Annotated in this window: 10 protein-coding genes and 1 pseudogene; 3 read left to right on the forward strand and 8 right to left on the reverse strand. The window is 41.9% G+C overall.

Annotated elements, in window-relative coordinates:
• The first annotated feature begins 154 nt into the window (after window positions 1–154).
• Both vanM and EXZ60_RS14225 read left to right on the forward strand, forming a co-directional pair.
• Window positions 155–1,357, forward strand: a complete 1,203-nt coding sequence (vanM, locus tag EXZ60_RS14220; protein WP_019281871.1) for an acyl-homoserine-lactone synthase VanM — start codon at window positions 155–157, stop codon at window positions 1,355–1,357.
• Window positions 1,350–3,929: a hybrid sensor histidine kinase/response regulator gene (locus tag EXZ60_RS14225; protein WP_277435884.1), complete on the forward strand. Its 2,580-nt coding sequence runs from the start codon at window positions 1,350–1,352 to the stop codon at window positions 3,927–3,929. Before vanM ends, EXZ60_RS14225 begins: the two co-directional genes overlap by 8 nt.
• Before the next feature lie 875 nt (window positions 3,930–4,804).
• On the opposite strand, the gene EXZ60_RS14230 is transcribed toward EXZ60_RS14225, so the two are convergent.
• The 5 genes and pseudogenes from EXZ60_RS14230 to EXZ60_RS14250 form a co-directional block, all read right to left on the reverse strand.
• Window positions 4,805–5,137, reverse strand: a complete 333-nt coding sequence (locus EXZ60_RS14230) for a hypothetical protein (protein ID WP_017046104.1) — start codon at window positions 5,135–5,137, stop codon at window positions 4,805–4,807.
• Between the two features lie 3 nt (window positions 5,138–5,140).
• Window positions 5,141–6,079, reverse strand: coding sequence for a hypothetical protein (locus EXZ60_RS14235; protein WP_094124122.1), 939 nt, complete (start codon window positions 6,077–6,079; stop codon window positions 5,141–5,143).
• A gap of 34 nt (window positions 6,080–6,113) precedes the next feature.
• Window positions 6,114–7,184: a DUF6765 family protein gene (locus tag EXZ60_RS14240; RefSeq protein WP_094124121.1), complete on the reverse strand. Its 1,071-nt coding sequence runs from the start codon at window positions 7,182–7,184 to the stop codon at window positions 6,114–6,116.
• A gap of 454 nt (window positions 7,185–7,638) precedes the next feature.
• Window positions 7,639–7,827: pseudogene (locus EXZ60_RS14245) on the reverse strand (endonuclease); the annotation flags it as partial.
• A gap of 151 nt (window positions 7,828–7,978) precedes the next feature.
• Window positions 7,979–9,022 (reverse strand): GMP reductase, encoded by a 1,044-nt coding sequence (locus EXZ60_RS14250; protein ID WP_094132994.1) that lies wholly within the window; start codon window positions 9,020–9,022, stop codon window positions 7,979–7,981.
• 565 nt (window positions 9,023–9,587) lie between these two features.
• Between EXZ60_RS14250 and EXZ60_RS14255 the strand changes: the two genes are divergently transcribed.
• A complete protein-coding gene (locus EXZ60_RS14255; protein ID WP_277435886.1) occupies window positions 9,588–10,589 on the forward strand; it encodes a 2-hydroxyacid dehydrogenase in 1,002 nt (333 codons plus the stop codon).
• Between the two features lie 78 nt (window positions 10,590–10,667).
• Here EXZ60_RS14255 and EXZ60_RS14260 read toward each other — a convergent pair whose 3' ends face one another.
• From EXZ60_RS14260 to EXZ60_RS14270, 3 genes are all read right to left on the reverse strand, one after another.
• Window positions 10,668–11,105 carry a PAS domain-containing protein gene (locus tag EXZ60_RS14260; RefSeq protein ID WP_017046017.1) on the reverse strand — a complete coding sequence of 146 codons (438 nt, stop codon included), beginning with the start codon at window positions 11,103–11,105 and terminating at the stop codon, window positions 10,668–10,670.
• A gap of 2 nt (window positions 11,106–11,107) precedes the next feature.
• A complete protein-coding gene (locus EXZ60_RS14265) occupies window positions 11,108–12,112 on the reverse strand; it encodes a response regulator (protein ID WP_017046016.1) in 1,005 nt (334 codons plus the stop codon).
• Window positions 12,113–12,276: 164 nt separating this feature from the next.
• Window positions 12,277–12,516 carry a hypothetical protein gene (locus EXZ60_RS14270; RefSeq protein WP_017046015.1) on the reverse strand — a complete coding sequence of 80 codons (240 nt, stop codon included), beginning with the start codon at window positions 12,514–12,516 and terminating at the stop codon, window positions 12,277–12,279.
• Window positions 12,517–12,691: the final 175 nt, after the last annotated feature.

Consider the following 12,691-nt stretch of genomic DNA (forward strand, 5'->3'; position numbering starts at 1 on the left):
TGGTACTTAGGATGTTAGGTACAAATAAAATCGCGGTTACTGGTACTAACTGACGTGACGCCAAATACTCTCCTAAATCAAAGTCTCATTTACTGGAGCCTATCTAATAAAACTAATAAAAAATAATTAAATAAACCTAGGCTAGGTTAACTCTATGAAAATAATATCATCTTTAGGCTCACGGCTGACAAGCAGTCTGCCTATTGAAAAAAAACAGCGGGCTCTGGTAGAGTTCGTCATCAATACTTATCAACCACAGCAACGGGCTGATCTTTTCCGCGCCGTTACAGATCACCGCAAAAACCAATTACTCAACCTATTTCCTGAACATCACAATAAAAGCTTCTCAGTACTGTTTGAATTGATGGACTACCGAGAGCTCATCCGGCGCTATCCGAATACATTAGATGAAGAGATAGCATATCTTGAGCAAGCCGTCAGCGAGTGCTATTCGCATTGGCTAGATTTCTGGTGTGAATGCGAAATTGCGGCTATAAAAACACTATTCCCTATCGAAGCGGATGCTCCTCCTCGTATCGAACTGCCACTTAAAGACTGTGCTTACCGTGGTTTTTTGATCGACCAGATAGAGGATTCTGAACTTTGGGTCACAACGCCCAGTCACCCGCAAAAAATGCCTATCAAAGATGCGATCACCTTGAGCAATCTTGAGCTATTTATTAAAGGCGAAAAGTGGTACGAGATGCTGCCTTTATTGTCCTTATCACAAAAAGGGAAGCACTTTGTTTTACTCAAGCATCCTGATAACGAAGCATCTCCTACACTAGTCGCTTCAATGTTGGTGCAAGATTGGTCAGTAAATCAGACTTGGCTTAGTTACGCACAACAATTCAGTAACGAACAGTGGCAATTCTGTTTACCCGATCATAGTTACGATGTTTTGATGGAATTACAGCTTTTCAAACCAGCACTGTCGAAATGCGACTCTCTCCCAGAATTCGATCATCAATTTCGGCGACAATTGACTGGTACGCAAGCGGTCTGTGAAGTGCTGCGTTTAACCGTCAGTGGTAACGCTCAACAAAAGCTCTATTTTCTCTACCTTGCTCAAAAAAAGCTCATCCAAATACTAAATCAAATGGGGTATAAAATTGGTTTCACCATTATCGAACAACCTTTCATACTCAATTTTTATCAAACTATCGAACCAAAATCGTATTTCCGTTCTGGATATAACGACTTAAATAATAACGGAAAACAAAGTTATCGTGGATTCTGGATTATTGAAAGGATGGATAAGGTTTTCAGTGATACCAATTTTCGTGACTATCGACATGCAGTTTCTCAGCGTAGGAAGTACGATTTAACCAAAAGGAAAGAGAAAGAGTATGCTTAACCTCAACTTAGATCCAATTCTCTATCCCAAAGCGATAACGCTTATCGCAGCAGTAGCCATGGTGCTCGTTTGGTTAACTTACTATTGCTATCGTCTTAAACAAAAAAATGAAGTAATTTTTGGCACACACCACGCCTCCTACATCGCTTATTCCTCGTGTATCATCGCTTGGATAGGAAGTAATGCATATTTCCATACTGATTGGCTAGTTGAGCTTGGTGTAAATAGAGCAATCTTTATGGCAGAAATTGCCAATATTTCTGCATCCCTTGCATTTGTTTTTGCTTACTATTTCTCATGTCAGCTCTCTGCCGAACAAAGAAAAGGCAAAGTACACCTTTGGCAACGGCTGATATTTATTACTATAGCGGCCTACTCCGTACTTATTAACTTGCAATCTAACCTCACGGTGAAACATGTTGATATTGTCGGACCGAGCGAGTTTGTCATTGAATTTGGGCCCCATACGCCTTACTTCTTTAATGCCATGCTATGTTCAGTGATACTGACGTTATTCAACTTGGTCGTAATGCGAACCAATAGTAGTAAGCTAGCACTGGCCAAAACCAATTATATTATTGCAGGTATATTGGTATACATGCTTTCAACACTAGTTATCCACATAGGAATCACCTTTTTCTTTCAAGATTTCTCACTCTCTTGGCTACCTCCGGCACTCTCCATTAGCGAAATGATGTTTGTTGGCTATGCTCTTATCACTTCACGCTTCTACAGTGTGAAATACCTTGCTTACCTGTGTCTCAATACTGCGTTAGTATGTGGGGTTTTATTCATACCGCTCGGCGCAATCTTCATCCCTCTCACCGACAGCAACCAATGGCTGATGGCAATACCACTTTGTGCGCTTATTGGTATTACTTGGAATCCACTCTACAAACGCTTGAGCCGTTACGCCTCTTTACTCATTTACGGCAATCAGCAGACTCCTGTAGAGCAAATTCTCGCTTTGGAAGACGATTTCAAACGGTCAATTGATGATGCGATGCGCCGTTTAGGCCAGTTATTATACATCGCCGATGATAAGCTGCAGTTCGTTAATAGTAACTATAACGAAACCGTCTACGAACGTTACCTTTCATCCAAACAAACCGCACTAGTGTTTGATGAATTGTTTGAAAAATTAGACAACAAAACCGCGGCAAAAAACTCGATCAAAGCCCTTTATGACAAAATGAGCTCAAACAATACGGCCTTGGTCATGCCACTGTTTGGGCACAGCAAATTGGTCACACATTTATTAATCTCGCCACACAAAATCAATAATCAGATGTTTTCTAATGAAGAAATCGCTGCACTTCAAACCTTGCTAACACGAATACAAAGTATTATTGAAGCGGATAGACGTGTCTGCCAAAGTCGCGCATTAGCGAATTCAATTGCGCATGAAATGCGTAACCCGCTAGCTCAAGTACAATTGCATTTTGAAATTTTAAAGCAACATATTGATAGTCAAGCGCCGGCACAACAAATTAAACAGGATATTGAGAACGGCCAAGCGGCTATTCAACGTGGGCGGCAGTTGATTGATATTATCTTGCGCGAGGTCAGCGATAGTTCGCCTGAACACGAACCGATTACGATGACGTCGATCCACAAAGCCGTTGATCAGGCGGTCAGTCAATATGGCTTTGAGAACGAGAAAGTAATTGAGCGAATTCACTTACCACAACAAGATGACTTCGTAGCAAAACTCAATGAAACCTTATTCAACTTTGTTATTTTCAACTTGATTCGTAACGCAATTTATTATTTTGATTCCTACCCAAATAGCCAAATTGAGATCACAACTCAAATCGGTACTTATGAAAATATTTTAATCTTCAGAGATACAGGCCCGGGGATTGACGACGTCATTTCTTATAAGATTTTCGATGACTTCTTCTCTTATCAAAAAAGCGGAGGCAGCGGTCTGGGGCTCGGCTATTGCCAGCGTGTCATGCGCTCTTTTGGCGGCCGAGTTGAATGCAAATCGAAACTGGGGGAGTTTACGGAATTCCACTTATACTTTCCTATGGTACCCAATGCCCCCCAAGCCGACTCGCTTCGTACTCCTGATTTCAAAAGTTGGCAACAACCTAAACCTAATACCGAGCAAAGAACCGTTGACAATATACAACCAATCGATAAGCCATTTCTAATCAATAACAAAGCCCCCACGGTGCTCATCGTTGACGATAAAGAAGTACAACGCTCACTAGTTCAAATGTATCTGAACCAACTTGGTGTTAACAACTTGCAGGCAAACAACGGTGAAAATGCAGTAGAAATCTTTAAAGCGAATTCCATCGATTTGATCTTGATGGATATTCAAATGCCAGTTATGAATGGTTTTGAAGCCAGCCAAATCATTAAGGCGCATTCTCCGCAGGTTCCGATCATTGCGCTGTCAGGTGAATCTGGCGAACGTGAGCTAGAAATGATTAGCAAGCTGATGGACGGTCGTTTAGAGAAACCGACGTCATTAAATGCGTTACAGCAAGTAATCAGCCATTGGTTAAATAAAGACGTTGTACCCAATGCTCATACAGCAAAGAGTGGAACGGTTATTTGACGTAATTGAAGATACCAACATCTAGATAAAACTCAGCCAGTACCAAAACCATTTCAGTGCTGGCTGACATTTTAAAACCGCATAATCTATTATAAACCGTCTACTACCTACACTCGCCAAGCCTTGACCTCAGCGACCCCAAGTGGTTCTAGCTGAATATCTAGTGAACCCATGCAAGTTATACATGCAATAATTACATATGCACCTTGTTTCAAGTCTCATTTCATGAACGACAGGGTTGAGCACCTCACCTTTTCAGTCTATTGTTTGTAGCGAAAGACAGGTTCGACTTAAACAACACCTTTGCTTGCACACTTTTAGCCGCCTATTTTTGGCGGCTTTTTTCTTACTAGGCAATTATTTCCTTTTTAACAGCGCAATACACTCTTCGTAGTGAGGGGCATAATTAATCAGAGCCGCAAAAGCGGCTCTGATTAATTATAGTTTGTTGATGCAACCATAATGTGATATTTCATAATACTTTACAATCAGTAACTTAACCACAAAGCAACCATATATTGATCTCACCCAAAACAACCATAAGTTGATATTTTTGTGACACGCAGTATCGAGACCAAATTTTTATGTAGGAAACTTTCTTACAGAGAAATACCCCCACATCCCCTCATCTCACCGACAAATTCAGCCGCTAGTTAACATATGACAAAGTTGCTTGGTAATTAAGGTACGACAGAATCGCTCGATGATCACAAAGTCTTGACCATCCGCTGAAACACGTTTCTGGACAGAACTTTCTCAGCGATTTGACTAAATTAGCATTTAATTAAATACACAAAGTATTGCAAAACCTCTAATTGAGTGGCTAATTAAATTCATCCACTACATAGGTGTTAAGATGCAAAAAACGAAAACGCTTATAAGAATTTAGCCAACTGTACTAATACCTTATCGATTGCATTAGCTACCTGAGCTAGCACTTTAACCTTGTCTTCCGCGCTCTTTAAAGCTTCCTTCGCTCCTTTCGCTTGATTGATAAGCTCCTTAAGACTTCCTTGTCCTTTAGCGAGTGTGACCGAATTGTTTTCTAGTATGACCACATTGTAGGCATAAATTTGGTCACCCAGTTGTTCGCATTGTAGTAACAACGGCTCATCTTCTGGATCTAACATGACGGAGTCAAGGTAGCTTTGAAGTTCGTCATACATACTTTCCAATTCAGCGTATACAGTGTTGTGGCTATGGTCCATTAGTTAGTCCTCTAGGCTATCGCGAAACTCTTTGATCGCATCGATCTGTGTCTTAGTAGATTTGAGCGCTTTCTTGGCCGCGTCCTTCGTTAAGTCGTCATCATTTTTTAAAGATATGACTATCGATTGGTTCAACTTTTGAATATCCACTAAGGCACGTTCAAGTTTTGCAAACTTCGCATCTAGCTCGTTTATACGTACTCTGATCTCATAAGCTTTCTTGTAAGCATCAGCTCGCTCTTCAAGTGAATGATAGAACGTCACACAGCGTATGTTGTCACTGGTTTCACAGCGATTGGGGTTGTTGAGTAGATACAGGCGAATACGCAGTTCTTTTTCCAAAGAAATCCTTGTCGCTTTCTTCCAAGAGTCCAATTCACCCTCTAATGATTTAAATGCGCTTTGAACTATATTCTCTGAATCAATGACGATTTTCTTTAATAGGTCATAACGCTTTTTCTCCGTATAAGCACGCGCGATTGCATTCACGCTAGTTGAGAGTAATTCAACGTCGTTTACATCAATCTCTCCGACTTGGGGCATCCGGGATAGAGATACCAACGACGAATTTAGCTTCTCCGAGTATTTATCCAGAGCTTCGCTTCTATCGTCGGTCGCAAGCAGATAAATACTCTGGGAAAATGTATTCAAGTTTTTGAGTAGAGCCTCTTGACCGGCATTGTTGATGGTAGAAATATTTAGGTCTGAGCCAGTGACACCATCCCGTGTTGCTTTCATCAGTTCAGCGTTAATGCGCGCGTCATCGGCAGATTCATATACAGCGATTAGCGCGTCTTGAACTTCTGTAGATTGCTTGGCGTACTCTCCCACCATTGTAATCGATTCATTCGATGCACAGCCACTAAGGCCTATCACTACCAGCGAAGCCGTTGTGATAAACCTCAACCTTGTAACAGCGGAGACTTTAAACCATTTAGTCATGTATTTTCCCTTTTACTATTAAGGAGTGGACGCACTAAGCGATACAAATCCCGTACTTAGGTAGGACATCTCTGATCACTTCTATGCGATAGGTTTTGAGCGCATCATGAAAGAGTTTCCAGTCTGAATTTAAAAAGGATGACGAGTAGCGATAAACAAATTTACCGTCTTGTGTAAAACCTTGCCCCCTCGCCTGTTGCTTCCAACTGTTCTCTCCATCCTTGTCAAACGACAAATCGACTGCAGCAAAGCCAAATTTTCCTTCTCGCAGCCACTCAAGCCACTTGGTATGGCGAGCTTCACCATCTTCATCATCTATGGTTGTTAAAGCGTGTTCTATTAAAGAGCGCTGCTGCGTGGTCAAACCTGGTTGATTATCGATATTGATCTCGGCGTCACCATGTTTCCAACATTGCAATGCTTTGCACATCGCATCCGCGGCTTGTAGAAATATCAAGGTATTGTCTCTTACTACGTGTTCCCCTTCTCCATTTAGATAATTCCAAGAAGTGTAAGGTCTATCAGGAAAAGATAGGGCCGCACCATGGCCAAGAGGAGAAGCAGCAGATACCCCACCACTAAACAAATCATCTTTAATTCGTTGTAACAGAGAGCTGGAGGACGATTCGAGGTTATCTACTTTGTTGTAGTCGTGGATCACCCCAGCAAAACCTTGATGGGCGAAAGTATCTGCATAAACATGCATGGCAATCCCCATCAGATGAACGCCGTAGGGCTTATACCAATGTGTTGCCACCATTCTCAGCATATCTCTTGCAACAGCGCTGTCTGGTTTGCAAACTAGCCGATGTATAAACCTTCCATCTGGTTTAACGTTTGAAGGAAAGCCTTGGTTGCCTGGAAGAAAGTGAAATGGTATCCATACCTTATGATTTGCAAGCTCTTGCGTGTTTCGATAGTCGAGCATTTTGTGAGCAGATACAATACGGTCGTACATCGCACCATTATCAAAATGGATTGGCTTATCATTTGTGGCCTCATCTACATATTGAGCCGAATACGCTACTTTTTCAGCGTCGGTATGCTCAATCCCCGCATACCGAGCGATAACGTAAGTTAGAGTATGATGTCCATCTATTTGCATTCGGGCCTCCATTGGCATGACTATTACATTAAGCATGCTGCAGCGAATAGAGTCACAACCGCCGAATGGCTAAACAGTATCAATCTCGGCTTACTTGCGTTTTTTGAACGGTCTGTTTGTCACTGCATACTGAATATGAAACTCTGGAAATATAACAATACTGAAGTCGAATTCATATGAGAAATAAATATGTAAACGAGGTGGGTCACAAATAGTTATGTACTTTAATCAAATGTTTGATCGAAGTAGGCTAGCGCTAGAAAAATAATTTTCCTAGAACGTAACCGTGATGGGGAAATGTTTAACAAGTAACGTTCTGGAATATAGGAAACAATATCATTCGATAATATCAACAGAGGCAATACAGGAGCTTTTCGCCAATCACACATTATTAACTGACTCGAAATTGGACAAAAATGTTTTAGAACTGATTGCTCTATAGCATTTCTGTCAGTTTAAAATCAAAATGATAGCAGGCGTCACACTCTAGAGTAGATTCTACCGTAATCCTCTTACCCATCTTTACACTGACATAACGATGAATATTTTTTCCACGAGATTTCGTTAGGTTACGAGCGGGAGTATGGAATGCATACTCTAAAGCAGAAGTCGTAATTGCTGAGGGCGCAGGTAAGCTTGTCATGAAATTGCCTCTTCACGATTTTGTCGTAAACTTACATAAGTCTAGACTATGAAGAGGCAATATCAAATTATGGTTGTACCAAATATCAATATATGGTTGTAAATATCAATTTATGGTTGTTTCAACAATTATGGTTGTTAAAACTATTGATTTACTCTCGGCCAAACACGTTATTTTCTTGCTCTTGTACGCGGATAAATGTAGTGCGCTTAGTTAACTCTTTTAACTTAGCTGCACCGACATAAGTACAAGTTGAACGCACACCACCAAGAATGTCAGAGATGGTGTCGTGAACGCTGCCACGGAAAGGTAGCAATACGGTTTTGCCTTCCGCTGCGCGGTATTTTGCAACGCCGCCAGAGTGCTTCGCCATTGCAGACTGTGACGACATGCCATAGAACTTCATGTAGCTCACGCCATCTTTTTCAAACACTTCGCCGCCAGACTCTTCATGACCTGCAAGCATGCCACCAAGCATGACAAAATCAGCGCCACCACCAAAGGCTTTAGAAACGTCACCTGCGCATGTGCAGCCACCATCACCAATGATACACCCACCTAATCCATGCGCCGCATCGGCACATTCAATAATGGCTGAAAGCTGAGGATAACCAACACCTGTTTTCACGCGAGTGGTACAAACCGAGCCCGGGCCGATACCAACTTTTACGATATCCGCACCCGCTAGAATGAGCTCTTCGCACATGTCTCCGGTGACAACATTACCAGCTGAGATCACTTTATCTGGAAATTGCGCACGCACGCGTTGTACGTAATCGACCAAGTGCTCAGAGTAGCCGTTAGCAATATCAACACAAATGAAAATCAGATCGTCACTAAGCGCCATGATATCTTTGGTTTTTTGAAAATCAGCATCAGATGTGCCAGTTGAAACCATCACATGCTTAAGTGTTGATGCATCGGCGTTTTTAACAAACTCAGCCCAATCAGCTACTGAGTAATGTTTATGAACCGCTGTCATTACCTCATGTTCAGCAAGTGATTTTGCCATAGCAAAACTGCCTACCGAGTCCATATTCGCCGCAATAACAGGCACGCCGGACCATTGACGCCCACTATGCTTGAATGTAAAATCGCGGGTTAAATTTACTTGAGAACGGCTTTTTAGTGTTGAACGCTTAGGGCGAAACAGGACATCTTTAAAACCTAACTTAAGTTCTTGTTCGATACGCATTATGTAATTCCTTGATTAATTGACCATTTGTGTCTCTTTTGCAGAGTGCGTAGTACCTTCGTTGGCAGACGTCAGTACATTTTGGACACAAAAAAACCGGAGCGTTGGCAGACGCTCCGGTTTTCAGCATTATAGGCCCGGATTTCTTATCGGCAAGTCTGATATTTGCATTTTTTTTGTGGTACTATCTCGAAACTTTCATATCCGACACTTCTCAAGTCCATCTCTCTCAAATACTCATCGTGTAAATTTTTATTTTTCAATACGTTATTAAAGAACGCATCATTTTAGCGAAAGCTTTCATACAATAAGCAAACGTTACCTTGTTCAGCATTGCGCCGAAAACGTGAGAGAAATCACGCTCACAAAAGAGGTGACTCAGACATTTCTATCGGCGATTTTTACAGATTGTGGTGAATGTTTATCATTAATCCGTCCGTTTTCGATTTTAGTGACATCCCCCCGCAACTCCTACCATCCCAAAGACATAGTTATTTTGTGGTTTATTTTCTGTGATATTAGGCGTATTTATAGTGAAAATTATAAGTCTAATTAGGAAGAGAACATGATCAACATTGCATTTTTCAGCGCAAAATCTTATGACGCGAGTTCTTTCTCAGAGGTCAGTGATACAAAAATCTTCTCGCTGCACTTTCACGATTTTCGACTCACCCCAACCACAGCTAAAATGGCCCAAGGATGCACTGTGGTGTGTGCCTTTGTGAATGACGACTTAAGTCGCCCAGTATTGAGCCAATTGTATGAAAATGGGACGAGGCTTATCGCAATGCGCTGTGCCGGATTTGATAAAGTCGATCTCGATGCCGCAAAAGAGCTGGGTATTCAAGTGGTGCGAGTGCCCGCATATTCACCAGAATCGGTGGCAGAGCACACGGTAGGAATGATGATGTGTTTGAATCGCCGCTTTCACAAGGCGTACCAACGTACCCGAGACGCTAACTTCTCATTAGAGGGGTTGGTCGGGTTTAACTTCTTCGGTAAAACCGCGGGAGTTGTTGGCACAGGAAAAATTGGTATTGCCACAATGCGCATTTTGAAAGGGTTGGGAATGAAGGTACTGTGCTTCGACCCTTATCAGAACCCTCTGGCGATTGAACTCGGTGCAACTTACTGCAGCCTTAAGGAAATCTACCAACAAAGTGATGTGATTACGCTTCACTGCCCAATGTCGCCAGAGAACTACCATTTACTCAACAGTCACGCATTTTCCCAAATGAAAGATGGCGTGATGATTGTAAACACCAGCCGAGGTGAATTACTCGATTCAGTTGCAGCAATTGAAGCACTGAAACAAGGTCGTATCGGCGCTCTTGGTTTAGATGTTTACGACAATGAAAAGGATCTTTTCTTCCAAGATAAGTCGAATGATGTGATTGTCGATGATGTATTCAGACGCCTATCGGCTTGCCACAATGTACTATTTACGGGACATCAAGCCTTTTTGACTGAAGATGCACTACACAATATCGCTCAGACAACTTTGGATAACATTCGTGCCTTTGCAAACAATCAACGTTGCGGAAATGAGCTTGTAACGCTTGATTAATTAAACCCATCGATAATATGAAGCCTCCTTGATGAAACACCAAAAGGAGGCTTCGAAATCATCAACACCCTGATTCTATCAACGTATTTGTAAAGAGGCTAACGCTTCAGATGTGGCATCCTGTATTGATAAAAACAATGAGTTAATTTTACCCGTCGTGGTTCGCATCGGGTTTAAAGTAATGCTTTGGTACATATAATCGGCTTGCTGAGTGACAGGACGAACATTACGACATTTGAAGAGATATGGGCGCTGCTGCCAAGTAATAAAACTACGACAACCTAAGTCATACACAGGTTTAGTTTTGAGCTTAAACCACTCTTGGGGGATTTCAGGAAACAGTTCAAAAATGGTTTTACCAATCGCATCGTGCCCTTGAATACCGCTGTGGTGTGTCATGAATCCATTCCACACTTGCACTTCGTAATCACGATTAATCACGATCAGCCCCATATCGACATTCTGCACCATATCCACCATCCAGTGGAACTGTTCAAATTCTGCAGGGAGATTCATCGTTAAAAATCCTCCATCAAGTACGCTAATTTACTGTCTAGCAACGGAAGAGACTCATCGACAAACATAAAGAGCAAGTCACAGCGGATCGTCGTTTGATCAATGTTGTAGCTCACTTCAAACGTCATCGTTTTTTTAAATGATCCAGCGGTGGAATTGATCACAGAGTCAATGGAGATGTGTTGCCCAAGCAATACTGGAGAGCTTTGAAAAAAACGCACCTCCGATTGCTCGCCTAATCCATTCAGAAAAGAACCAACTAATATGTTTGATACATCCATTAACAGTTCTAATTCTTCAAGCTCTTCACTGTCTGCTGGCACTTTCATTAATTTTTTCAGATCAGAAACACTGGAATCACTCAAGAGCACCAGTGCTTCACCTGCAATGCCTTCACCGCTGAAGCCTTGACATACACCAGAAACTTGATCATTTTCCGCCAAGTCACGAAGTGCCATATGTAGCTCACTCACTTCAAAAATATTGACGTTTGGTAGCGGTAAATGAACAAATACATCAAAGTGCCGCGCCAGAGCATCAGCTGCTCGACCAATCGAAACGTTCGCAACTTCCATATAGATGTCACGACGTTTTAAGATGGGTAGTTCAACGGAGATAGGCGTAACGATACGAGGCTGTGTTGGCGGTTCGACTAACTCTCGTAGTACGCTATTTAACACGTCCTTATCAATCGGCTTTTGAATAAAAGCACGCGCCCCTAACGCCAATACTCGCTCTTTCGCTTTCGGCTGTATATCACCAGAAACAACAACAACAGGCGTTGTCATCCCTCTGCGTTGCATCTCTTCTAGCGTTCCGTAGCCGTCCAGTTCAGGCATAGTTAAATCGAGGAACATTAATTTAAAATCATGCTCTTCAAGATTTTTGATGCCATCTAAACCATGGACTGCGAAAGTAATATCGGCGTTTAGAGAGGCGGGAAGTGAACGAGCCATCTGCTTCCGAGCTAGTGCAGAGTCATCACAGATGAGTACGGGGAAAGACATGTAATCACCTTCTATTTATTAATTCGATAAATAGAGTGTATACCTAAACCTCGCGTAGATGCGAGTTGCGCAAAAAATTAATTAAAAAGTTTTAGGGATTATAAAAGGCTACACACTCAAGCGAAACATCGGTTAGCAAACAGCAATGTTCGCTCATTTCAACCTCATAGTGAGGGCCAGAAGGTCAGTACAGCAATCCGCAACACAATAGCGGTAACAATGAATGCCACTCCCAAGCGGTACCACTTATATTCCTCAATTGACATGGGAATGCGACGATAAAACATCGTGATGACACCTTTCCAGTCATGGCTACGTTTACCATACCGCACAATACTCGTCAGAATAAAAATGATGCCCAGTATTAAGATAACTTTCTCTGCCCAAAATAATCCGATGCCCATAGTACTTCCTTGTTCAGGAGATAAATAATCATTGCCAACAGTGTATATCGAAAAGATGAGTGCCACTCTTGGACAAAAGTCTAAAGTGCAAAAGCACCAAAAGGGCCCAGTGAGGAAGCCCTTTTGCATTAACAGAAATAATTTAGTTCACTATCACATTAACTATCTTACGCGT

Origin of the sequence: Vibrio sp. 1151_11 (assembly GCF_029478525.1) — a bacterium.
Lineage (GTDB): Bacteria > Pseudomonadota > Gammaproteobacteria > Enterobacterales > Vibrionaceae > Vibrio > Vibrio anguillarum.

Excerpts from the sequence above, each read along its gene's own strand:
- EXZ60_RS14250 (WP_094132994.1), bottom strand. The coding sequence starts at position 9,022 with ATGCGTATCGAACAAGAACTTAAGTTAGGTTTTAAAGATGTCCTGTTT.
- EXZ60_RS14265 (WP_017046016.1), bottom strand. The coding sequence starts at position 12,112 with ATGTCTTTCCCCGTACTCATCTGTGATGACTCTGCACTAGCTCGGAAG.
- EXZ60_RS14225 (WP_277435884.1), top strand. The coding sequence starts at position 1,350 with ATGCTTAACCTCAACTTAGATCCAATTCTCTATCCCAAAGCGATAACG.
- EXZ60_RS14270 (WP_017046015.1), bottom strand. The coding sequence starts at position 12,516 with ATGGGCATCGGATTATTTTGGGCAGAGAAAGTTATCTTAATACTGGGC.
- EXZ60_RS14230 (WP_017046104.1), bottom strand. The coding sequence starts at position 5,137 with ATGGACCATAGCCACAACACTGTATACGCTGAATTGGAAAGTATGTAT.
- EXZ60_RS14255 (WP_277435886.1), top strand. The coding sequence starts at position 9,588 with ATGATCAACATTGCATTTTTCAGCGCAAAATCTTATGACGCGAGTTCT.
- EXZ60_RS14235 (WP_094124122.1), bottom strand. The coding sequence starts at position 6,079 with ATGACTAAATGGTTTAAAGTCTCCGCTGTTACAAGGTTGAGGTTTATC.
- vanM (WP_019281871.1), top strand. The coding sequence starts at position 155 with ATGAAAATAATATCATCTTTAGGCTCACGGCTGACAAGCAGTCTGCCT.
- EXZ60_RS14260 (WP_017046017.1), bottom strand. The coding sequence starts at position 11,105 with ATGAATCTCCCTGCAGAATTTGAACAGTTCCACTGGATGGTGGATATG.
- EXZ60_RS14240 (WP_094124121.1), bottom strand. The coding sequence starts at position 7,184 with ATGCAAATAGATGGACATCATACTCTAACTTACGTTATCGCTCGGTAT.